Source organism: Phaeobacter sp. LSS9 (genome assembly GCF_003443595.1).
Classification (GTDB): Bacteria; Pseudomonadota; Alphaproteobacteria; order Rhodobacterales; family Rhodobacteraceae; genus Phaeobacter; species Phaeobacter piscinae.
Genome location: NZ_CP031956.1, coordinates 785,935 through 807,469, shown reverse-complemented (window position 1 = coordinate 807,469; position 21,535 = coordinate 785,935). Strand labels below are relative to the sequence as shown.

Sequence of the window (21,535 nt, the reverse complement as noted above, 5' to 3'; positions counted from 1 at the left end):
GCCCGAGATATCCACGGGCGGCGTTTTTTGTTTCAGGGGGCCGCAATTGAACCCGCTGCGCACCTTCGACTTTACCGTTCCGGGATCAGACCACGGGGGCTGAACCGCAAGACCAGCAAAAGGATCAGACCCATGGTCAGCAAACGCATATGCGACGCGCTTTCCAACAGATGCAGCTTCAGCGCGTTGGTGTCGGACATGCCTGCCGTCACGGTTTCAATCAGCAGGATGCCCATCGGCTCCACCTTGATCCAGAGGAACCAGATCAGCAGGCCACCCAGCACCGCGCCAAAGTTGTTGCCGGACCCGCCGACAATCACCATCACCCAGATCAGGAAGGTGAAGCGCAAGGGATTATAGGTGCCCGGTGTCAGCTGGCTGTCCAGCGTGGTCATCATTGCCCCGGCAATACCGCAAATCGCAGAGCCAAGAATGAAGATCTGCAGATGGCGGCGGGTCACATCCTTGCCCATCGCCTCGGCGGCCACCTCATTGTCGCGAATGGCGCGCATCATCCGGCCCCAGGGGCTCTTCAGTGCCATCTGCGCCATCCACAACAGCGCCAGCAACACAACCGTGAACAACAGCGAATAGCCCAGCTTCACATAGAGCGTGGAGGCCAGAACCGGATCCAGACCATAGTCCGCAGCCTTGGCGACAAACGCGGCATCGTTCTGCAAATCGACCTCATAGGGCAGGGGCCGGGGCAGGCCGACAACGTTCTTCACGCCGCGCGACAGCCAGTCCTCGTTCTTCAGAACTGAGATGATGATCTCTGCAATGCCCAGCGTTGCGATCGCCAGATAATCCGAGCGCAGACCCAGCGCCGTTTTGCCGATCAGCCAGGCAACACCGGCGGCCAGCAGGCCACCTGCGGGCCAGGCCAGCAGCACCGGCAGGCCAAGCCCGCCAAGATTGCCCTCAAGCGCGGGATTGATCGCCTCAACGCCCGCCACCGCCGGATCGAAAATCGCGCGGTAGACCACAAAGCCAAGGATCAGCACCGCCAGCAGCACCGCAATACGCAGCTTGCCAGCAGGCACCATCCGCATGGTGGCAACCGCCGCAACCAGTGTCATCGCCCCCATAGCCAGCGCCATGATGATCCCAACGCCGCCCTGGCTCCAGGCGCCCGGTGTTGGCGCGGTGGACACCAGCACAACTGCCAGACCGCCAAGCGCGACAAAGCCCATGATGCCAACGTTGAACAGGCCAGCAAAGCCCCACTGAAGGTTGACGCCAATCGCCATGATGGCCGACACCAATCCCATATTGAGGATCACCAGAGCCGAGTTCCAAGACCCGGAGAAGAAGAGGAAGTTGGTGCCGCCCTCAAGCAGGATCAGCACACCAACAAACAGAAACAGCAGGGATGTTTTGACTGTCTCGCTCATACCACTTTTCCTTTGAAAAGGCCCGTGGGCTTGAACAGAAGCACGACCACAAGGATCGCAAAGGACACGGCAAATTTGTAATCCGTGCTCAGAAGCTGGACGAGGCCATCGGGTTTCATCGTTTCAGGCAGGACATAGGTCAGCACCTTTTTCCACGCATAGGTGATTGTCACCTCTGAAAAGGCGATGATGAACCCGCCGGCAATGGCGCCAACGGGGCTGCCCAGACCGCCCACAATCGCGGCCGCAAAAATCGGCAGCAACAGCTGGAAGTAGGTGAAGGGTTTGAACGATTTGTCCAAACCATACAGTACACCGGCAATGGTCGCGAGGGTCGCTACGATCAACCACGTGTACATCACCACGCGCTCCGGGTTGATACCCGAGAGCAGCGCCAGATCCTCATTATCGGAATAGGCGCGCATGGATTTACCGGTGCGGGTTTTGTTCAGGAACCAGAACAACAGCGCCACAACCACAACCGCAGTGATCACGGTGATCCCTTGGGTCGTCTTGATTGCCAGACCTTCGCGCAGTCCAGTCAGCGCCTTGAAGTCACGCGCAGAGATAATGAACCGCTCGCCATCGGAAAACCGCTGATCCCCCGGTCCGATGATGAATCGCACAAGGCCGTTCATCATGAACATCACGCCGAGCGAGACCATGACAAAAATTACCGGCTTGGCCTTTTGCGCGCGATAGAACCGATAGACGGTGCGATCGGTGATCAGCATCAAGAGCATACAGCCCGCGATACCAATAGGCAGAGCAAGCAGCGCGGTCGGCAGGGGACCAAAACTGATGCCCATAGACTGGAACCACCAGGTCACCAGAATGGTGATCATGGTGCCAAAGGCCATGGTGTCACCATGGGCGAAGTTCGAAAACCGCAGCACCGAATAGATCAGTGTCACGCCAAGCGCACCAAGCGCAAGCTGGCTGCCATAGGCGATTGCCGGAACCCCGACAAAATTGGTAAGCGCCACAAGGGCGTTGAGGAAGTCCATTATTTGTCCTCTTGGCAGGTGCCAGTATATTTCACTTGCGAGGGATACCCCGTGGCACTTCGCTCATCCAGTGAGACATTGTTGCCGGTCATCAGCAGCAGCCAGCTGTCGATAGATGTGTCCGCAGGCGGAACTTTCGCAAACATCACGGACGAAGCAAGCCCCACAAACGGAGCAAGCGACATGAACTCTTCCGAGTCTCCTTGTGTCCAAGTAAATCGAGCCATGCCGGCACTCGCTTCTTGTGAGAGCATTGCCAGGGTGATTTTCATGTCAATGGGCTCGGCCGGACATCTTTGAACTGTTTTGCAATCAGCGGCATCGTTGGTGGTGCATTCCTGAACGGAAATACACTCAGGTTCCAGGTAACAGCTGAGAGTCGTCTCACCTTGGTCAGAGAGAGCTGCAACAGGGCTGACCGCAATACAAATGGCGAGAGCCACACTGCGGTTCGTTGCGGCCGATTTTTTTAACAGAGGCATATTCTGTCACCCTCCCAAGAAGGATTTGCGTACTTCGGGATCGGCGAGCAGCTCTTGACCGGTGCCGGTGTAGGCATTGCGCCCCTGCACCAGCACGTAGCCTTTGTCCGCGATCTCAAGCGCTTGTTTGGCGTTTTGTTCAACCATCAGGATCGGCAGCCCGGTACGAGCGACCTCAATGATGCGGTCAAACAGTTCATCCATGACGATGGGCGAGACACCCGCTGTGGGCTCATCCAGCATCAGCACCTTCGGCTTGGTCATCAGCGCGCGGCCCACGGCCACCTGTTGGCGCTGCCCGCCGGACAGCTCACCAGCGGGCTGGTTGCGTTTCTCACGCAGGATCGGGAACAGCTCATAGACCTGCTCCATCGTGTCGGAGAAATCATCCGTACGGATGAAGGCGCCCATCTCAAGGTTTTCCTCCACCGTCATTGAGGTGAAGATATTGCTGGTCTGGGGTACAAATCCCATGCCCTTCACCACCCGGTCCTGCGGAGTAAGCTGGGTGATATCCTCACCGTCCAGGCGCACAGCACCAGAGCGGACATCCAACATGCCAAAGACAGCTTTCATCGCGGTGGATTTGCCGGCACCGTTGGGACCGACGATCACCGCGATCTCGCCCTTATCGACCGCAATCGTGCAATCGTGCAGAATATCTGGACCCTTGCCGTAGCCGCCGGTCATGGTGTCGCCAATCAGGAACGGTCCGCCATCAACCTTTGTTGTTGGCCCGCTTTTGCTATGCGCCGGTTGCATTGTCCCGGCGCCATGCGGGTTGGTGATCGAGGCGTCGCGATTGCCATGATCGTTCTGGTAGGGGTTATCGCTCATGCGCCCGCCTCCAGTTTGTCTTTGTTTTTCAGACCGGTGCCGAGGTAGGCTTCGATCACCTGCTCATTGGCCTTGATCTCGTCCAATGTGCCTTGTGCCAGCTTCTTGCCCTCAGCCATGCAGATCACGGGATCGCAGAGGCGGCCGATGAACTCCATGTCGTGTTCGATCACAACGAATGTATATCCGCGCTCCTCGTTGAGGCGCTTGATCGCGTCGGCAATCGTATACAGCAGCGTGCGGTTCACGCCGGCGCCGACCTCGTCCAGAAACACGATCTTGGCATCGACCATCATGGTCCGGCCCAGCTCCAGCAGCTTCTTCTGGCCACCAGAAACCTGTCCGGCCTTCAGATCGGCGATATGGCTGATGGTCAGGAACTCCAGCACCTCATCCGCCTTGGCCCGCAGGGCGCGTTCCTCGTCGGCGATACGTTTGCGGCCAAACCAGGTGTTCCACAGGCTTTCGCCCGATTGGGCACCCGGAACCATCATCAGGTTTTCGCGGCAAGTCATCGACGCAAATTCATGCGCAATCTGGAACGTCCGCAGCAGCCCCTTGTGGAACAGCTCATGCGGCGGCAGGCCGGTGATATCCTCACCATCCATGGTCACCCGCCCGGAGGTGGGGGGCAGAACGCCAGCAATTACATTGAAAAGAGTGGTCTTTCCGGCGCCGTTTGGCCCGATCAAACCGGTTATGGAGCCCTTAGCGATTTCTAGCGATGCGCCATCAACCGCGTGGAACCCGCCGAAGTGCTTGTGCAAGTCCTCGACGACGATCATGTCATTTCATCCCCCACCGTCTTTTTGACGGCTTTTGAATTTGGAACAGCCCGGGCAGAACCCGGGCTGATCATCTTGGTTTGATCCGGTGTTAAGGGATCAGCGGAATTTTACGGTGGCGTTGGCGCCGTCCTTGACTTCGATCTCACGGTAGGAGCCTGCGCTCTCACCGGGGCCGATCAGCTCCACGCCGGTGGCACCTTCATAGTCGATGTCGCCGCCGTTCGCGAGGATCTCGAGCGCCTTGCCCAATTCACCAGGGTTGATTTTCTCACCCGGTGCGTTCGCCACTTCAAGGATCTTGGAGCCATAGTCGGCCGGATCCTTGGAGTTTGCGGCCTGCATGGCCAGCATGAAAAGCGCCGCCGCGTCATAGCTCTCCGGCGAATAGGCGGAGGTGCCGTCAAAACCGGCGGCTTTTGCCAGCTCAGCATAGATGGCAGCGCCTTCGCTGTCGGAGCCTGCGATCTGGCCGAAGGAGCCGTCGAGATCCGAACCGATGTTCTTGGGCAGGGAGTCACCGATCATGCCGCCGGGCAGACCGAAGGTGTCATACGCGCCGGAGTCGAGCGAGGCCTGAATGATGCCCAGACCGCCCTGATCCAGGTAGCCGGCCACAACCAGAATATCGCCGCCGGCGGACGCCAGCGCTGCAACTTCTGCGGAGTAGTCGCCTTTGCCGTCTTCATGCGCGGTCACGATGGTGACTTCGCCGCCAACTTCCTCAAAGGACGATTTGATCGCGTCCGCCAGACCCTTACCGTAGTCGTTGTTGGTATAGGTCAGTGCGATGGAGTTGATGCCACGCTCTTTCAGCACTTCTGCCATAACCTGACCTTCGCGGGCATCAGACGGCGATGTACGGAAGAACAGGTCATTGTCTTCCATCGAGGACAGACCAGGCGAGGTGGCGGAGGGAGAGATCATCACCATGCCGTTCGGAATCGCAACGTTCTGCAGAATTGCGCCGGTCACGCCGGAGCAGTCACCGCCGACGATCCCGTTCACGCCGTCAGCGACCAGTTTTTCGCCGTTTGCCGTGGACAGACCATTGTCGATGCAACCCGTGTCCGCGCGCACAGAAACCACAGTGGCTGCGTCAAGCAGCTTGCCGGATTTGGTCACTTCTTCCATCGCCAGTTCGGCGCCCGCACCCATGGCAGGAGCCAGCGATTCAATCGGGCCGGTAAAGCCGAGAAGCACGCCCAGTTTCACTTCCTTGGCGTGGCCACCTGCAAATGCGGTGCCAGCAGTCAGGGCGGCGGCGGCTGTGGCCATCATCAGTTTTTTCATTTTTGAAACTCCCATTTGTTGGAACTTATTTGTTCAAATCGGACCCTAGGCAAGCACGCCAAAAAAGAAAAGGCCTCTAGCGCCAACACTCGACAGGTTTTTTGGTGTGTTCGGTGACAATAGAATGTTCACAGCCACATACGCAGAAGAGCGGTTGCGCAGCTCCACCAGAGAGATAACCAGCCAACTTTCATTGACGTCGCAAGCGCCCACGCCAGCGTCGTTTTCCGCGCTGAGGCCCGCTGAAATTGGGTCAGATGCAAAACCGTGCTAGTCTTTGTTAAGGCGCCCTTTACCAGAGCAACAAGGGCGCATGGCCGATGGTTTGAACGAGAGGCGACTGCAGATGACAAGGCCCGCTATTCGAATAATCCAAATCTGTCATTCGTGTATATATCCCGGTCGATCTTCGGCGGCTGCGCTGAAGCGTTCTCCCATCCCGCTTGCCGGGTGCAGGTTATCCGGTCGCAAGGACAGCGTCATGTCTTGGCTTGCCAAGTTCACCTCTGGCGCGGCACTGCTACTGACGCTCGCGACAGGGGCATCAGCGGAGGCGCTGACCAGCAGTCAGGGCGCGCTGCGCATCGAGAAAATGGCGCAGGGGCTGGATATTCCCTGGGGCTTCGACTTTCTCCCCGATGGTTCGGTGCTGATCACAGAGCGGACCGGCAACCTCCTCCTCCTGCGCGAGGGCCGCCTGACACGGATCAAGGGAACACCAAAGGTGGCCGATCAGGGGCAGGGTGGTTTGCTTGATGTCATGGTCCCGAAGACCTTCGCCAAAACCCGGCGGATCTACCTCACCTATGCAAAACGGGTTGGACGCGGTGCCGCCACTGCCGTCGCCACCGGCCAGCTGGCCCGGCGCAACACGCAATTGCAGGGGCTGCGGGATATCTTTGTCGCCGCGCCAGCCGTCAGCAGCGGCCGGCATTTTGGATCGCGACTGGCGGAGGGGCCTGATGGCCATATCTATGTTACCCTCGGCGATCGCGGTGACCGTCAATCGGCGCAGGTTTTGGCATCACATCAGGGCAGTATTCTGCGGCTGACACCCGAAGGCTCCGTGCCACGCAGCAATCCCCTGATCAAACGCCGAGGCGCCCAACCCGAGATCTGGTCCTATGGGCACCGCAATCCGCAGGGGCTGAGCTTTGCCGCCGATGGCAGTCTTTGGTCGGTCGAACATGGCGCCCGTGGCGGAGATGAGGTCAACCGTATCGAAAAGGGAGCCAACTACGGCTGGCCGATCATTTCATACGGGCGTCATTATTCCGGACTGACAATCGGCGAAGGCACCGAGAAACCGGGTCTGAAACAGCCAGAGCATTACTGGGATCCGTCGATCGCGCCCTCCAATCTGCTGGTCTACTCCGGCAAGATGTGGCCGGAGTGGCACGGCGACATCTTCGTTGGTTCGCTCAAATTCGACTACATCGCGCGCCTGTCAGGCGCCCAACTGAAAGAGGTCGAGCAGATCAAAGGCGATCAGACCGGCCGCATCCGAGACCTGCGCGAGGCCCCGGACGGCAGTCTCTGGTTTGCCTCGGAAACCGATGGCGCGATCTACCGGCTGTCGCGCTGATAGGCGGCGCCCCGCTAGACAGCTGCGAGGATCACATCGCAGGCGGTGCCGACTTGCTGCCGCGCTCGCGGTATGGCGTGGTGTCATAGTGGGCGCGATAGCATTTTGAGAAATGCGACGGTGAGGCAAACCCGCAGGCAAGTGCCACGTTGATCACACTCATATCGGTCTGCATCAGCAGGTTGCGTGCCTTTTGCAACCGCAGCTCCATGTAATAGCGCTTCGGTGAGCGGTTCAGATAGCGGCGGAACAGCCGTTCAAGCTGACGGGTCGACATGCCAACATTCTGCGCCAGGATTGATGGGCTGATCGGTTCCTCGATGTTGGCCTCCATCATCTGGATCACCATGGAGAGTTTCGGGTGCCGCACACCGATCCGCGTGGGAATCGACAGGCGCTGGGTGTCCTGATCGGTACGAATCGAGGAATAGATCAGCTGGTCCGCGACGGAATTGGCGATATCCTCCCCATGATCGCTGGCAATCAGCTTCAGCATCAGATCGATGGAGGAGGTCCCGCCTGCGGTGGACATCCGGTTGCCATCAATGACAAACACCGACTTCGTGAGCTCAACCTCGTCGAATTCCTCATTGAAACTATCGGCATTTTCCCAGTGAATCGTCGCTCGCTTGCCATCCAGCAATCCCGCGCGCGCCAGAGAATAAGAAGCCGTACACAGCCCCCCGATCTTCAGCCCCTTGCGGGCCTCGCGGCGCAGCCAGGACAGCAGCTTTTTCGTGGTGGCCTCCTGCACCGAAATGCCGGAACACAACAGAATTGTGTCATCGCGCTGCAACTCCACCAGATCGTCATCAACCTGAAAGGATGTTCCTGCCGAACAACTCACCGTGCGACCGCCCTCAGCCAACAAGGTCCAAGTGTAGACCTCACGCCCCATCATCCGGTTCGCGATCCGCAGGCATTCCAGCGCGGAGGCAAACGACAGCATGGAAAAACTATCCAGCAAAACAAAGGCATAGCGCCGGGTTTGGGGGCCTGTGGCCGGGCTTGTTGTGGGCTTGCTTTGCGTCCGCATGGCCAGCGTCCTTATTCAAAATCTCTGTTTTTCGCAAAGCCGGATTTTGCGAAATTCGGGCACCGTGTTCACAGCTTCGCGGTGTCGTCAAGACTTTGCAAATCTAAACTGGTCAGCGCGGGTGCGATTTCGTATAGATGTCCTTCGTTAACCTAAGACCTCTTATGCGGAGACACAGCTATGAGTGAGTGGCAAAAATCGACCTGGCGCCAAAAACCGCGGGTGCAAATGCCAGAATATACCAACGCCGACGCGCTGTCGGCTGTTGAGGCTCAGCTGTCCAAGTATCCGCCCTTGGTATTTGCGGGTGAGGCACGCCGCCTGAAACAGCACCTTGGCGCTGCGGGCCGGGGTGAGGCGTTCCTGCTGCAAGGCGGCGATTGCGCCGAGAGCTTTGATCAGTTCAGCGCCGACGCGATCCGCGATACCTTCAAGGTGATGCTGCAGATGGCGATGGTGCTGACCTATGGCGCCAAGGTACCCGTGATCAAAGTGGGCCGCATGGCGGGCCAGTTCGCCAAGCCGCGCAGCGCCCCCACGGAAACCGTGAACGGTGTGGAACTGCCCAGCTACCGCGGCGATATCATCAACGATCTGGCCTTCACCGAAACATCGCGTGTGCCCGATCCCCAGCGCATGTTGCAGGCCTACACCCAGGCCGCAGCAACCGTGAACCTGATCCGGGCGTTTTCGACCGGCGGCTATGCCGATGTGAATCAGGTCCATGCCTGGACCTTGGGTTTCACCGAGGGCGAGAAGGCCGAAAGCTACCGTGAAATGGCGAATCGGATCACCGATACGCTCGACTTCATGAAGGCCGCAGGCATCAATAATGACACCGCTCACACCTTGCAATCGGTGGAATTCTACACCAGCCACGAAGGTCTGCTGCTGGAGTATGAAGAGGCGCTGACCCGTCTGGATTCCACATCTGGCAAATGGCTGGCCGGTTCCGGCCACATGCTGTGGATTGGCGACCGCACCCGTCAGCCTGACGGCGCCCATGTGGAATTCTGCAGCGGCGTCCAGAACCCGATCGGCCTGAAATGTGGCCCGACCACCACCGCCGAAGATCTGAAGGTGCTGATGGCCAAGCTGAACCCCGAAAACGAAGAGGGGCGTCTGACCCTGATCGCACGGTTCGGTGCAGGCAAGGCCGGTGAACATCTGCCGCGCTTGATCAAGGCGGTTCAGGAAGAGGGCGCCAAGGTAACTTGGGTCTGCGACCCGATGCATGGCAACACCATCAAGTCCTCCTCTGGCTACAAGACCCGCCCGTTTGAAAGCGTGCTGCGTGAGGTCCGTGACTTCTTTGCGATCCACACCGCAGAGGGCACGATCCCGGGCGGTGTGCATTTTGAGATGACCGGTCAGGATGTCACCGAATGCACCGGTGGCGTGCGCGCCGTGACCGATGAGGATCTGAGTGATCGCTACCATACTGCCTGCGATCCACGCCTGAACGCCAGCCAGTCCCTGGAACTGGCCTTCCTGGTAGCAGAAGAAGTGTCGCAGCTGCGTGCCCGCACCTCTGAGCGTCAGGCTGGCTGATCTTGTTTCTGGTGATACCCGACAACGGGGATCGCCGATATGAAACGACAAGCCCTCACCCCAAACCGGGGTGAGGGCTTTTATTTTCAACAACTTATCCTGCACTCTTCATGTTATGGTGCGGTGTTATTTGCAGGCAGAGAAGGCGCAGCAGGATCATTATTTCGTCCACAAAACGGGAAACGCCCCGGACCTTCTGTCGCGGGGCGATCGCTTTCTAGCTATGTCCAGTAGCGCGAAAGGAATTCGGAATATACGGGGTTGCTGAGGCCGGGCCTCAGTCCTTGCTGACAACCAGACGCAGGTGTCCGCCGCGTTTCTTGGTCTTCTCCTCTGCCTGCTCTGCCGCAGGCGCTGCCGGTGTCTCAGTCGACATCTGGCGGCTGCGCTCAATCAGGGCGCGCGCCTCGGTCATGACGGTGGGCTCGCGTTCAAACCGCGCCTGAGTTTCGGCAAAACCGGGGTTTGGTGCGTTGACGTCCTTCGCTGCAGGTGCTGGTGTCGCGGGCTTTGCCGGTGCGGCCGGATCTGCCGCGCGCGGCTTCGCCTTGAAGGGCGCATCACCGGTCGGGCTGACCTGGCGGATCTGCGTTTCGGTCACCGAGAACCGCTGCGAGGTTCCGGTTGGGTTGCCTTCAGAGATGAAAACCCCCAGCGCCCGGCTGACATCGCCCAAATCACTGCGCAGCGGCAGCAGCAGCATGCGCGCCTCGCGGGCGCCGCGCAGGCGGTTGTTCTCGGTCTGTAGGGTCAGCTCGATAATGGCAGGCGTGTCGAACATCGTCTCCAACGCTGCGCTGACCTGTTTACGGGCCGCCGGGGTGAAGAAAGCGGTGATGGGCATGCCGCGCACTTCCATTCCAGCCATTTCGTTCACCCGCTGACCAGCAAGACGAAAACGGGCGATGCCGGGGGCGATCCGCTCCAGAATGAAGGTCTGAGGCAGGATGTTTTCCAACCCGCGCGGATCGATCTGCGACCGGCTGGGAATATCGTCGCCACGGCGCAGAGCGGTCCAATAGGCCTCCGCCTGTCGCATGGGCGACAGCGATCCCGCTGCGCGGAAGCGATCCATTGCCACAACCTTGGTTTGACCTTCGGTCTGATTGTTGTCTTTGCGGCCGCCAAAAAACATCGCTGTCATCCTCGCTGGATCCGGCTGGGTCATGCGCCAAGCTAAAGTTGGTTGCCTAACGATTAATGCCGAATTGGTTATCCTGAAGTTAACATGCCACAATCTTATTCAATTTTGGACTATTTCTTTAATCAATGGTTAACACTTTAGGATAGGTCTCCGCGCTTATGGACTTGTCCGCTGGCCGTTTGTAAACCTGTGGCGAGGCGAAACAGCGCCTCGTGCACCCGGGGAGGCCGCAGACAATGACCATCCATTCAATGACGGGCTTTGCCGCAGGGCAGGGCAGCACCGGGGCGCATAGCTGGTCGTGCGAATTGCGCTCGGTAAATGCCAAAGGGCTGGACCTTCGCTTGCGCATCCCCGACTGGCTGGACGGGCTTGAAGCCAACCTGCGCGGGCAATTGAGCAAAGCGCTGTCGCGCGGCAATGTCTCCATGACCCTGCGGATCAACCGCAGCGAGGAGGCTGCCGTCGCCCTTCAGATCAACCAGGCGGCCCTGGCAACGCTGCTGACAGCGGTTGGTGAGGTGGAGCGGCAGGCCGCTGCGGCTGGGATCACCTTGGCGCAGACCTCTGCCACGGATCTTCTGACGCAACGGGGCGTGCTGGAGCAGGCCAGCGGCAGCGACGACCCCGCGCCCATCGTGGCGGTGCTCAGCACCGATTTTGCCGCAATCCTGTCCGACTTCGTTAACATGCGCGCCAGCGAAGGGGCCGCATTGAAGGCCGTGCTGCTGGATCGGCTCGAACAAATCAGCACCCTGCGCGAGGAAGCCGCGCGCCGCGCAGAGGCCCGCAAACCGGAGGTTGCCGCAACCCTGCGCAGCAATCTGGCGCGGGTGCTGGAGAACAGTGACGGCGTCGACGAAACCCGGCTGGCACAAGAGCTGGCCCTGCTGGCGGTCAAAGCGGATGTCACCGAGGAGCTGGACCGGCTGACGGCCCATGTGGCGGCTGCGCGGGAACTGCTGGCCAAAGGCGGCGCCGTCGGGCGCAAGCTGGATTTCCTGATGCAGGAATTCAACCGAGAGGCCAATACGCTCTGCGCGAAGGCGCAAAACAGCGACCTGACAGCGGTCGGGCTTGAGCTGAAAGCAGTGATCGACCAGATGCGCGAGCAGGTTCAGAACATCGAATAGAAACCAGAATAACAACAAATATAATATAAGGAGAGCATGCCATGGCAGATCGGCGCGGCCTGTTGATTATCCTTTCTTCGCCCTCAGGGGCCGGGAAATCCACATTGGCGAAACGGTTGCGGTCCTGGGATCCCAGCATTGAATTTTCCGTCTCTGCCACCACGCGCAACCCGCGCCCCGGCGAGACGGATGGGCAGGATTACCATTTCATCACCACCGACGCCTTCAAGACCGCCGTGAGCGAAGGCAATATGCTGGAGCACGCCCATGTCTTCGGCAATTTCTATGGCTCCCCCAAAGGGCCGGTGAAGGCGGCGATTGATGGTGGGCGTGATGTGCTGTTTGATATCGACTGGCAGGGCGCGCAGCAGATCCGCAACTCAGACCTGGGTCAGCACACGCTGTCGATTTTCCTGCTGCCACCTTCGATCGGAGAGCTGCGTCGCCGGCTGGAGAGCCGCGCCCAGGATGATGCCGCGACAATCACCCGCCGGATGGAGAAAAGCTGGGACGAAATCAGCCACTGGGGCAGCTATGATCACGTGCTGATCAATGATGATCTGGATGCCACCGAATTGCAGCTGAAGACCATTATCACCGCGACCCGTCTGCGCCGCATCCAGCAGCCGCATTTGGTGGATCACGTGCGCGGCCTACAAAGCGAATTTGAGGATCTGTCATGACGATTTATGCTCTGGGAGACAAAACCCCCGAACTCCACGCCGACACATGGGTTGCGCCGGATGCCAATCTGATCGGCCTTGTGGTGTTGGAGGAGGGGGCCTCGGTCTGGTTCGGCAGCACCATCCGCGCCGATCATGAGGAAATCCGCATCGGGCGCGGCTCCAACGTGCAGGAAAACTGCGTTATGCATATTGATGCAGGCTACCCGCTGACCATTGGCGAGAATTGCACCATCGGCCACAAGGTGATGCTGCATGGCTGCACCATCGGCGACAACACCCTGATCGGGATGGGGGCCACGGTGCTGAACGGAGCCAAGATCGGTAAGAATTGCCTGATCGGTGCGGGCGCCCTGATTACAGAGAATAAGGAAATCCCTGATAATTCTCTGGTCATGGGCGCACCTGGCAAAATCGTCCGTGATGTGGATGCAGCGCTGGTTCAATCCCTGCGCCAAAGCGCCGAGCACTACCAAGAAAACATGCGTCGTTTCCGCGACGAACTGACAGAGGTCTGACACGTGAGAAATTCCAAAGGGTCGCTGATGCGGCCAGATCCCTTGCCCTTCAGCGCGAGCCATCCGGTGGTGACCCCACTTAGTCCGTCCGTGGTCTATGCCAGCGACACGCCAGATGCGCTGGATGATCAATATGAGGGTCGGGTGCACGGCTATACCTACTCCCGCGAAGGCCATCCCAACGCCGATGTGGTCGCCAAACGGCTCGATGCGATGGAAGGCATGCCCGGTGGGGTTGTGACCGGTTCCGGTATGGCGGCGGTTTCGGCTGTGCTGCTGGGCCTGCTGAAAACCGGCGATCACGTGATTGGCGGCAATCAACTGTATGGCCGCTCCATGCGCCTCATGGCAGAGGACCTGCCGCGTCTGGGCATTGCAACAACGCTGGCCGATCCCGGCGATGTGGCTGCGGTTGAGGCCGCGATCCGCCCCGAAACCAAAATGATCCTGGTTGAGGCCATCTCAAACCCGACGCTGGCCGTGGCTGATATCGACGGGCTGGCACAGCTCTGCAAGGATCGCGATATCCTTTTGGTGGTCGACAACACCTTCACCACCCCACGGGGCTTTCGCCCCTTTGATCATGGCGCGGATATCGTAATCCATTCCATTACCAAGCTTTTGGCCGGGCATTCCGATGTGATGCTGGGCTATGTCGTGGCCAAGGATCCTGAGATCAACACCCGTCTCAGCGTCTATGTGGTCACCACCGGCATGACCCCCAGCCCGTTTGACTGCTGGCTGGCAGAACGCGGCATGCTGTCGTTTGAGCTGCGGTTTGAGCGCGCGCAGGCCACCGCGGTGACGCTGGCGGATCATCTGGCCGGGCTACCGGGGGTGAAGCGGGTGATTTACCCGACCCGCAAGGACCATCCCGACCACGAGCGCGCAATGGCGCTGTTGGATGGGAAGGGCTGCAATATGGTCAGCTTTGAGCTGGAAGGCGGGCGCGCGGCGGCCAATGCCTTTACCCGTGGGGCAGATGGGCTCAACTTTGCCCCGACGCTAGGGGACGTGGGCACCACGCTGTCGCATCCTGCCTCCTCCTCGCACCGCGCCCTCAGCGCAGAAGATCGTGCCAAACTGGGGCTGAGCGAAGGATTCTTCCGCGTTTCGGTCGGGCTTGAGGATCCGGACACACTCTGCGCTGTCTTCAGCGAAGCGGTCGCGGCTGCCACGTCATAGTTACATTCGGTTTGTAACACGGCCGGCACAGCAACAAGGCGAGGGGCAGATGACGCAGGATTTAATCGACGGTTTCATGGAAGCCATCCCCTTGCCAGCGGTGCTGGTCGATCAAAGCGAAAGGTTCATCGCCGCAAATGCGGCGGCGACCACACTGCTGGGTGCCAATCTGGTCGGGCGTCATTTCGCCACCATCCTGCGCCAGCCCAATGTGGCGACTGCGATTGAGCGCTGTCTTTATGAACGCAGCGCTAAAACCGCGCGCCACCTATCCAACGACGGCGCGCAGGACACTACATTTGAGGTCGCATTGCGCTATATTCCCGGCATTGGCGCGGTCAATGGTGGTGCGGCGCTGATCAGCCTCACGGATATCACAGAACGCGAGCAGGCCAGCCAGATGCGGCGCGACTTTGTCGCCAATGTCAGTCATGAGCTGCGCACGCCGCTGACAGCCCTCATGGGGTTCATCGAAACGCTGCGTGGCCCCGCGCGTGATGATGGTGCGGCGCGTGACAGGTTTCTGACAATCATGCAGGGCGAGGCAAATCGGATGAACCGGCTGGTCGGCGATCTCTTGTCGCTGAACCGGGTCGAGAGCGAAGAGCGTGTGCGCCCGCGCGCGCAGCTCGATCTGGGCGCACATCTGGCCTCAACGCTGAAGTCGCTGGAACCGGTGGCGGAGGCTGCAGATGTGCAGCTTATTCTGGAAATCCCAGAGGAGCCGACGCTGGTTACCGGCGATCCGGATCAGCTGCAGCAAGTCTTCACCAATCTTGTCGAGAATGCCATCAAATATGGTGGCAATCAGGTCACGCTGCGGCTCAGAACCCGCGACCGTGACCCCGCTGTCCGTGCCGCCGCCGTCCGGGTTGAGGTGATCGACAATGGCACCGGGATCGACCCGGTGCATCTGCCCCGGCTCACGGAACGGTTCTACCGCGTCGACACACACAGATCGCGTGAGCAAGGCGGCACCGGGCTGGGGCTGGCGATCGTCAAACATATCATCAACCGCCATCGTGGCCGGATGCGGGTGGAAAGCGCTGCTGCGACGGGCACGGTGTTCACCGTGATCCTGCCGCGCTGACACGCCGGTGAGATTTTGGCGCGCTCTATGTGACAACAACCTGAGCGTCCGCCGCGAAGGTCGGCGCGAAAAGTTAAGAAAATCCACTTTCGCTCGGCCAGTTGTCACAAAAAACGGGGCAACATCCGGGTTTGTCATACAGCTGTTACATAGCCGTCACAAAAGGCACATGCGCCGCCCTTAGGTGAGGGCGCAAGATCATCACGGGATGATCCTGAAAATTGACACCCAAGGAGACACAGATGTCCTTTGTGAAACTCACCGCTTCCGCCCTGGCCATTTCGGCTGTTTCTGCCACTGCTGCGGCAGCGCGCGATCAGGTTCAGGTGGCCGGTTCTTCGACCGTTCTGCCCTATGCCTCCATCGTGGCCGAAGCCTTTGGCGAGAATTTCGACTTCCCGACACCGGTCGTTGAATCCGGTGGGTCCTCTGCCGGTCTGAAGCGGTTCTGCGAAGGTGTGGGTGAAAACACCATCGACGTTGCCAACGCCTCGCGCCGCATCAAGGAAAAAGAAATCAAGGCCTGCGCCGAAAACGGCGTGACTGACATCATCGAAGTCCAGATCGGCTATGATGGCATCGTGTTTGCCAATGACATCAAGGGCAACGCCTTTGAATACACGCCCGCCGACTGGTTCCTGGCCCTGTCCGACGAAGTCCTGGTTGATGGCAAAATGGTTGCCAACCCCAACAAGACCTGGGCCGATGTGAACAGCGCTTTCCCGGCGCAGGACGTTCAGGCCTTCATCCCCGGCACCAAGCACGGCACCCGCGAAGTGTTCGAAGACAAGGTGATCCTGGCAGGCTGCGAAGCCACCGGCGCATTTGAGCACCTGCTGGAACACGCGGAAGGCGACAGCGACAAAGCCAAGAAGAAAGCCGCAGAGAAAGCCTGCATCTCCCTGCGCACCGACGGAAAATCGGTCGATATCGACGGCGATTACACCGAAACTCTCGCCCGCATCGAGAGCAACAAGGACGGCATCGGCGTCTTTGGTCTGGCGTTCTATGAGAACAACACCGACAAGCTGCAGGTTGCCACCATGTCCGGCGTTGTGCCCACCACCGAGAGCATCGCCGAAGGTGAATACCCGGTCTCGCGCCCGCTGTTCTTCTACGTGAAGAAAGCCCATATCGGCGTGATCCCCGGTCTGAAGGAATATGCTGAATTCTTCGTCGCCGACGAAGTGGCCGGCCCCGATGGCCCGCTGGCAGAATACGGTCTGGTTGCCGACCCCGAGCTGACCAAGACCCAGGCTGTGGTCTCCGAAGAAGAGGTCATCGGCGGCAATTCCTGATCGCCCGGCTTAAGTGACACTGCGGGCCGGGGCATCTGACATTGCCCCGGCCCAATCTCTGACCACCATAAGACACCCCTTTGCAATCCGCGTGGTCGGCTCTTGCAGAACCGGATGTTCCGTCTCACTCAAACGGAGTAGCTGATGCCGACAGTTTGGCTCGTGATTGCCCTTCTTGCCCTTTCCGGGTTGGGCTTTGTGCTGGGGCGCAACCGCGCGCTTGCCTCGGCAGGAGGGAACGCAAAGGCGTTGCACTCGCTGCCCGCTTACTACGGTCATAACGTGGCCTTCAGCGCGCTGGTGCCGGCATTGGCGGTGCTCGCCATCTGGTCGCTGGCCCAGCCAATGGTCATTGAAAACCGGGTTTCCGCTATGATCCCGGCAGAGCTGGTGCCAGAGAACTCCACGCTTGGCCTTGTGATGAGCGACGTGCGCCGTCTCGCCGAGGGGCTGGATCTGGCGGTAGAGCAGGGGGTTCTATCCCCAACCGACGCCCGCAACCTCGACAGTGGTGAGACCGATATCCGTGCCCGTCTGGGCGAGATTGGCGTTGCACTTGGCTCCGAGGTGCGCCCGGAGGTGCTGACTGCGGCGCAGAGTTACCGCAGCCTTGCCAACAAGGGCCAGATCATCATGTCGGTGATTGTCGGCCTCCTGGCGATGGTTGGCTTTGCTTGGGCCTATGGCCGCACGCATAAGGATTTTCGCGCCCGCAATGTGGTGGAACAGGGGATCATGGCGCTGCTCATTCTTGCAGCCAGCCTCGCCATTCTGACCACCGTTGGCATCGTGTTCTCGATGCTGTTTGAAAGCATCAACTTCTTTGGGCTGCATGCCTGGAGCGATTTCTTCTTTGGCACCACATGGGCGCCGAACTTCCGCGGCGACAGTGACCTGTCGATCCTGCCGCTGCTGTGGGGAACACTGTATATCTCGGCGATTGCTCTGCTGGTCGCGGTGCCTGTCGGGCTTTTTGCCGCAATCTATCTCTCTGAATACGCCAGCGGCACAACCCGCGCCTTTGCCAAACCGCTGCTGGAGATCCTTGCCGGCATTCCGACCATCGTCTACGGCCTCTTTGCGCTGCTGACGGTTGGTCCGCTGCTGGTGAAATTCTTCGGTCAGGGTGAAGACGGCATTCTGGGGGTCGAATGGATGAGCGGGGCCACCTCGGTTCTGACCGCTGGTCTGGTGATGGGCATTATGCTGATCCCCTTTGTGTCGTCGCTGTCCGATGACATCATCAACGCCGTACCGCAGGCCATGCGCGATGGCTCGCTTGGGCTGGGGGCGACCAAATCCGAAACCATCCGTCAGGTGGTGATGCCCGCAGCGCTTCCCGGCATCGTGGGCGCTGTGCTGCTGGCGGCGTCGCGCGCCATTGGTGAGACGATGATTGTTGTTATGGGCGCCGGGGCCATTGCCAAATTCTCGCTCAACCCGCTGGAATCGATGACCACAATCACCACACGGATCGTCAGCCAGCTGACGGGCGACACCGACTTTGCCAGCCCCGAGACGCTGGTCGCCTTTGCCCTTGGTCTGACGCTGTTTGTGCTGACCCTCGGGCTTAATGTTCTGGCGCTTTATATCGTGCGCAAATACCGGGAGCAGTACGACTAATGACCGATATCAGCCAAAACACCCCGGGACCCGAAAGCAGCCACGCAGGCTCGCTGCTGCAGCAATCGGACCGCACCCGCAAACGCAACGCCGCCGAGCGCCGGTTTCGTGGTTATGGTATTGCCGCCATCACGGTTGGCCTGCTGATGCTTGCGGTGCTGGTATTCACCATTGTGAGCCGGGGCACAGGTGCGTTTCAACAGACCTTCATCACGCTGGACGTGGAGCTGCTGGAAAGCAAACTGGACAAATCCGGTACCCGCGATCTGGACGCCATTAAGAAGGTGACCACATTCGGCTATGCGCCGCTGATCAAAAACGCGGTGCAGGCGAAGGTTGCGGAGCTGGGGATTGAGACGGATCTGAAGGCCAAGGCGATGGCGGGCATCCTGTCAAAGAACGCCGCCGCGCAGCTGCGGGCCTATGTGCTGGAAAACCCCGATCAGATTGGGGAGACGGTCACCTTCCGCTTCCTCGCCTCCAGCCGGGTGGACGGCTACCTGAAAGGTCGCGTCAGTCGCGACAGCATTGTCAACGACAAGAGCATCTCGCCCGCACAACTCGATCTGGTGGATGCACTGGTGACGGCAGGTGTCGCGGCCAAGACTTTCAACCTGGACTTCATCACCGGCGCCGATGCATCGGATGCGCGTCCAGAAGCTGCCGGCATGGGCGTCTCCATGATGGGATCGCTCTTCATGATGCTGGTGGTACTGGCGCTGGCGCTGCCCATCGGTGTTGCCGCCTCTATCTATCTTGAAGAATTTGCTCCGAAAAACTGGCTCACTGATGTGATTGAGGTGAATATCTCCAACCTCGCTGCGGTGCCCTCAATTGTGTTTGGTATCCTCGGCCTTGCGGTGTTCATCAACTACATGCACCTGCCGATGTCGGCGCCGCTGGTGGGTGGTCTGGTGCTGACGCTGATGACCCTGCCAACGGTGATCATCTCCACCCGCGCCTCGCTCAAATCCGTGCCGCCGTCGATCCGCGATGCAGCACTGGGGGTCGGGGCCTCGCGCATGCAGGCGGTGTTTCACCATGTGCTGCCGCTGGCCGCACCCGGCATCCTGACCGGCACCATTATCGGTCTGGCGCAGGCCCTGGGTGAGACCGCACCGCTGTTGCTGATCGGCATGGTCGGCTTCATCGCCTCCAACGCGCCGGAAACCCTCGCTGATGGCCTGCTGGCCCCGAACTCAGCCATGCCCGCGCAAATCTACGAATGGGCGAAACGTGCTGATCCGGCATTTTACGAACGCGCCTGGGGCGGTATCATCATCCTGTTGATCTTCCTCGTCACCATGAACACAGTGGCCGTGATCCTGCGCCGCCGCTTTGAACGCCGCTGGTAAGGGGGCCGCCGATATGAACCTGATGACTGCATTGGACAAAGACGTGCAAACACAGAAAACCAAAATTGCCGCTAAGAACGTGAATGTCTACTACGGCGAGTCCCACGCGATCAAAGACGTCAACGTCGAGATCGAGGACAACACCGTCACCGCCTTCATCGGCCCATCTGGCTGCGGGAAATCAACCTTCCTGCGTTGTCTTAACCGGATGAATGACACCATTGATATCTGCCGGGTGACCGGGGATATCTCTATCGACGGTGAAGACATCTATGACAGCCGTGTCGATCCTGTGCAGCTGCGCGCCAAGGTGGGCATGGTGTTTCAGAAACCGAACCCGTTCCCCAAGTCGATCTATGACAATGTCGCCTATGGCCCGCGTATTCACGGACTGGCCGCCAATAAGGCGGAGCTGGATGAGATCGTCGAGAAATCCCTGCGCCGTGGCGCCATCTGGGATGAGGTGAAGGATCGGCTGGACGCACCCGGCACAGGCCTTTCCGGTGGCCAGCAACAGCGCCTGTGCATCGCCCGCGCCGTTGCGACCGAACCAGAAGTGCTGTTGATGGATGAGCCCTGTTCCGCACTTGACCCGATCGCCACCGCCCAGATCGAAGAGCTGATTGACGAACTGCGCAACAGCTATTCCGTGGTGATCGTCACCCACTCAATGCAGCAGGCCGCACGGGTGAGCCAGAAAACCGCCTTCTTCCACCTTGGCAATCTGGTTGAATTTGGTGCGACCGGCCAGATCTTCACCAACCCTGAGGATCCGCGCACCGAGAGCTACATCACCGGCCGTATCGGCTGATCGAGGACAGACCCATGGTAGAACAACATATTGCATCCGCATTTGACCGCGACCTCGAAGCCATTCAGGCGCAGATCATGAAAATGGGCGGCCTCGTCGAGGCTGCCATCATGGACGCAGCCCGCGCGCTGGAAACCCGTGATGAGGAACTGGCCCAGCAAGTGCGTCAGGGCGACAAGGCCATCGACGGTCTGGAAGAGCTGATCAACGAAGAGGCCGCCCGCGTCATCGCCATCCGTGCGCCCGCAGCCGTTGACCTGCGGCTGGTTCTGTCGGTGATGAAAATCTCCGGCAATCTGGAGCGCATCGGCGACTACGCCAAGAATATCGCCAAACGGACGGCTGTTCTGGCGCAGGGGCCGAATGTCTCCGAAAGTGCTGCCGCCATGCGCCGGATGGCACGGGAGGTCGAACTGATGCTGAAGGATGCGCTGGATTCCTACATCCAGCGCGATGTGGAACTGGCGCAGGATGTGATCGCCCGCGATCGTGATGTCGATCAGATGTACAATGCGCTGTTTCGCGAATTCCTCACCTTCATGATGGAAGATCCGCGCAATATCACCCCCTGCATGCACCTGCATTTCATTGCCAAGAACGTCGAACGCATGGGGGATCATGTCACCTCCATCGCGGAGCAGGTGGTCTATCTGGTGACCGGCGACAAACCGGAAGATGACCGGCAGAAGGCCGACACCACATCGTCTGTGCCGCAGGAGGTCTGA

The 21,535-nt window shown here is 59.6% G+C and carries 20 protein-coding genes; 12 read left to right on the top strand and 8 right to left on the bottom strand.

Annotated features, from left to right (window positions below; all coding sequences use genetic code 11):
• Positions 1–71: 71 nt before the first annotated feature.
• The 6 genes from D1820_RS03945 to D1820_RS03920 all read right to left on the bottom strand — a co-directional run bounded on the left by D1820_RS03945 (position 72) and on the right by D1820_RS03920 (position 5,798).
• A complete protein-coding gene (locus D1820_RS03945) occupies positions 72–1,394 on the bottom strand; it encodes a branched-chain amino acid ABC transporter permease (protein WP_118067944.1) in 1,323 nt (440 codons plus the stop codon).
• Complete coding sequence (locus tag D1820_RS03940) at positions 1,391–2,401, bottom strand: branched-chain amino acid ABC transporter permease (RefSeq protein ID WP_096706621.1); 1,011 nt, start codon at positions 2,399–2,401, stop codon at positions 1,391–1,393. The genes D1820_RS03945 and D1820_RS03940 overlap by 4 nt, the downstream gene beginning before the upstream one ends.
• Entirely contained in the window at positions 2,401–2,883 is a 483-nt protein-coding gene (locus D1820_RS19060; RefSeq protein ID WP_162894067.1) for a hypothetical protein, read from the bottom strand. Before D1820_RS19060 ends, D1820_RS03940 begins: the two co-directional genes overlap by 1 nt.
• 6 nt (positions 2,884–2,889) lie before the next feature.
• Positions 2,890–3,720, bottom strand: a complete 831-nt coding sequence (locus D1820_RS03930) for an ABC transporter ATP-binding protein (RefSeq protein ID WP_096706622.1) — start codon at positions 3,718–3,720, stop codon at positions 2,890–2,892.
• Positions 3,717–4,505: an ABC transporter ATP-binding protein gene (locus tag D1820_RS03925; RefSeq protein WP_118067942.1), complete on the bottom strand. Its 789-nt coding sequence runs from the start codon at positions 4,503–4,505 to the stop codon at positions 3,717–3,719. Before D1820_RS03925 ends, D1820_RS03930 begins: the two co-directional genes overlap by 4 nt.
• Before the next feature lie 99 nt (positions 4,506–4,604).
• Complete coding sequence (locus D1820_RS03920) at positions 4,605–5,798, bottom strand: ABC transporter substrate-binding protein (protein WP_014874697.1); 1,194 nt, start codon at positions 5,796–5,798, stop codon at positions 4,605–4,607.
• Between the two features lie 481 nt (positions 5,799–6,279).
• Here D1820_RS03920 and D1820_RS03915 point away from each other — a divergent pair, with 481 nt between their 5' ends.
• Positions 6,280–7,383, top strand: coding sequence for a PQQ-dependent sugar dehydrogenase (locus D1820_RS03915; protein ID WP_118067941.1), 1,104 nt, complete (start codon positions 6,280–6,282; stop codon positions 7,381–7,383).
• 31 nt (positions 7,384–7,414) lie between these two features.
• Here D1820_RS03915 and D1820_RS03910 read toward each other — a convergent pair whose 3' ends face one another.
• Positions 7,415–8,419: a GlxA family transcriptional regulator gene (locus D1820_RS03910; RefSeq protein WP_040169140.1), complete on the bottom strand. Its 1,005-nt coding sequence runs from the start codon at positions 8,417–8,419 to the stop codon at positions 7,415–7,417.
• Positions 8,420–8,599: 180 nt separating this feature from the next.
• Between D1820_RS03910 and D1820_RS03905 the strand changes: the two genes are divergently transcribed.
• Positions 8,600–9,970 carry a class II 3-deoxy-7-phosphoheptulonate synthase gene (locus D1820_RS03905; RefSeq protein WP_040169138.1) on the top strand — a complete coding sequence of 457 codons (1,371 nt, stop codon included), beginning with the start codon at positions 8,600–8,602 and terminating at the stop codon, positions 9,968–9,970.
• Positions 9,971–10,247: 277 nt separating this feature from the next.
• Here D1820_RS03905 and D1820_RS03900 read toward each other — a convergent pair whose 3' ends face one another.
• Positions 10,248–11,105, bottom strand: a complete 858-nt coding sequence (locus D1820_RS03900; protein WP_096871313.1) for a PAS domain-containing protein — start codon at positions 11,103–11,105, stop codon at positions 10,248–10,250.
• Between the two features lie 245 nt (positions 11,106–11,350).
• On the opposite strand from D1820_RS03900, the gene D1820_RS03895 reads away from it, so the two are divergent.
• The 10 genes from D1820_RS03895 (at position 11,351) to phoU (ending at position 21,535) form a co-directional block, all read left to right on the top strand.
• Entirely contained in the window at positions 11,351–12,247 is an 897-nt protein-coding gene (locus D1820_RS03895) for a YicC/YloC family endoribonuclease (RefSeq protein ID WP_118067940.1), read from the top strand.
• A 41-nt stretch (positions 12,248–12,288) separates the two neighbouring features.
• Positions 12,289–12,930, top strand: a complete 642-nt coding sequence (gene gmk, locus D1820_RS03890) for a guanylate kinase (RefSeq protein WP_014880014.1) — start codon at positions 12,289–12,291, stop codon at positions 12,928–12,930.
• Positions 12,927–13,448: a gamma carbonic anhydrase family protein gene (locus D1820_RS03885; RefSeq protein WP_118067939.1), complete on the top strand. Its 522-nt coding sequence runs from the start codon at positions 12,927–12,929 to the stop codon at positions 13,446–13,448. The genes gmk and D1820_RS03885 overlap by 4 nt, the downstream gene beginning before the upstream one ends.
• A gap of 27 nt (positions 13,449–13,475) precedes the next feature.
• On the top strand, positions 13,476–14,633 hold the full coding sequence (locus D1820_RS03880) for a PLP-dependent aspartate aminotransferase family protein (protein WP_118067938.1): 1,158 nt from the start codon (positions 13,476–13,478) through the stop codon (positions 14,631–14,633).
• Between the two features lie 49 nt (positions 14,634–14,682).
• Entirely contained in the window at positions 14,683–15,723 is a 1,041-nt protein-coding gene (locus D1820_RS03875) for a cell wall metabolism sensor histidine kinase WalK (RefSeq protein WP_118067937.1), read from the top strand.
• 242 nt (positions 15,724–15,965) lie between these two features.
• The gene (locus tag D1820_RS03870) at positions 15,966–17,021 is read left to right on the top strand and encodes a substrate-binding domain-containing protein (RefSeq protein ID WP_118067936.1); all 1,056 of its coding nucleotides are present in this window, start codon (positions 15,966–15,968) and stop codon (positions 17,019–17,021) included.
• A 144-nt stretch (positions 17,022–17,165) separates the two neighbouring features.
• Positions 17,166–18,644 carry a phosphate ABC transporter permease subunit PstC gene (pstC, locus tag D1820_RS03865; protein ID WP_102896977.1) on the top strand — a complete coding sequence of 493 codons (1,479 nt, stop codon included), beginning with the start codon at positions 17,166–17,168 and terminating at the stop codon, positions 18,642–18,644.
• Positions 18,644–19,999: a phosphate ABC transporter permease PstA gene (pstA, locus tag D1820_RS03860; protein ID WP_118067935.1), complete on the top strand. Its 1,356-nt coding sequence runs from the start codon at positions 18,644–18,646 to the stop codon at positions 19,997–19,999. Before pstC ends, pstA begins: the two co-directional genes overlap by 1 nt.
• Positions 20,000–20,012: 13 nt before the next feature.
• A complete protein-coding gene (gene pstB, locus D1820_RS03855) occupies positions 20,013–20,810 on the top strand; it encodes a phosphate ABC transporter ATP-binding protein PstB (protein WP_024097257.1) in 798 nt (265 codons plus the stop codon).
• A gap of 14 nt (positions 20,811–20,824) precedes the next feature.
• Entirely contained in the window at positions 20,825–21,535 is a 711-nt protein-coding gene (gene phoU, locus D1820_RS03850; protein ID WP_014874683.1) for a phosphate signaling complex protein PhoU, read from the top strand.

Coding starts and splice junctions, on each gene's coding strand:
- D1820_RS03925 (WP_118067942.1), bottom strand. CDS start 4,505: ATGATCGTCGTCGAGGACTTGCACAAGCACTTCGGCGGGTTCCACGCG.
- D1820_RS03885 (WP_118067939.1), top strand. CDS start 12,927: ATGACGATTTATGCTCTGGGAGACAAAACCCCCGAACTCCACGCCGAC.
- D1820_RS03915 (WP_118067941.1), top strand. CDS start 6,280: ATGTCTTGGCTTGCCAAGTTCACCTCTGGCGCGGCACTGCTACTGACG.
- D1820_RS03905 (WP_040169138.1), top strand. CDS start 8,600: ATGAGTGAGTGGCAAAAATCGACCTGGCGCCAAAAACCGCGGGTGCAA.
- D1820_RS03880 (WP_118067938.1), top strand. CDS start 13,476: ATGCGGCCAGATCCCTTGCCCTTCAGCGCGAGCCATCCGGTGGTGACC.
- D1820_RS03895 (WP_118067940.1), top strand. CDS start 11,351: ATGACCATCCATTCAATGACGGGCTTTGCCGCAGGGCAGGGCAGCACC.
- D1820_RS03930 (WP_096706622.1), bottom strand. CDS start 3,720: ATGAGCGATAACCCCTACCAGAACGATCATGGCAATCGCGACGCCTCG.
- D1820_RS03900 (WP_096871313.1), bottom strand. CDS start 11,105: ATGTTTTTTGGCGGCCGCAAAGACAACAATCAGACCGAAGGTCAAACC.
- D1820_RS03910 (WP_040169140.1), bottom strand. CDS start 8,419: ATGCGGACGCAAAGCAAGCCCACAACAAGCCCGGCCACAGGCCCCCAA.
- pstB (WP_024097257.1), top strand. CDS start 20,013: ATGAACCTGATGACTGCATTGGACAAAGACGTGCAAACACAGAAAACC.
- D1820_RS03920 (WP_014874697.1), bottom strand. CDS start 5,798: ATGAAAAAACTGATGATGGCCACAGCCGCCGCCGCCCTGACTGCTGGC.
- pstC (WP_102896977.1), top strand. CDS start 17,166: ATGCCGACAGTTTGGCTCGTGATTGCCCTTCTTGCCCTTTCCGGGTTG.
- D1820_RS03945 (WP_118067944.1), bottom strand. CDS start 1,394: ATGAGCGAGACAGTCAAAACATCCCTGCTGTTTCTGTTTGTTGGTGTG.
- D1820_RS03875 (WP_118067937.1), top strand. CDS start 14,683: ATGACGCAGGATTTAATCGACGGTTTCATGGAAGCCATCCCCTTGCCA.
- gmk (WP_014880014.1), top strand. CDS start 12,289: ATGGCAGATCGGCGCGGCCTGTTGATTATCCTTTCTTCGCCCTCAGGG.
- D1820_RS19060 (WP_162894067.1), bottom strand. CDS start 2,883: ATGCCTCTGTTAAAAAAATCGGCCGCAACGAACCGCAGTGTGGCTCTC.
- D1820_RS03940 (WP_096706621.1), bottom strand. CDS start 2,401: ATGGACTTCCTCAACGCCCTTGTGGCGCTTACCAATTTTGTCGGGGTT.
- pstA (WP_118067935.1), top strand. CDS start 18,644: ATGACCGATATCAGCCAAAACACCCCGGGACCCGAAAGCAGCCACGCA.
- D1820_RS03870 (WP_118067936.1), top strand. CDS start 15,966: ATGTCCTTTGTGAAACTCACCGCTTCCGCCCTGGCCATTTCGGCTGTT.
- phoU (WP_014874683.1), top strand. CDS start 20,825: ATGGTAGAACAACATATTGCATCCGCATTTGACCGCGACCTCGAAGCC.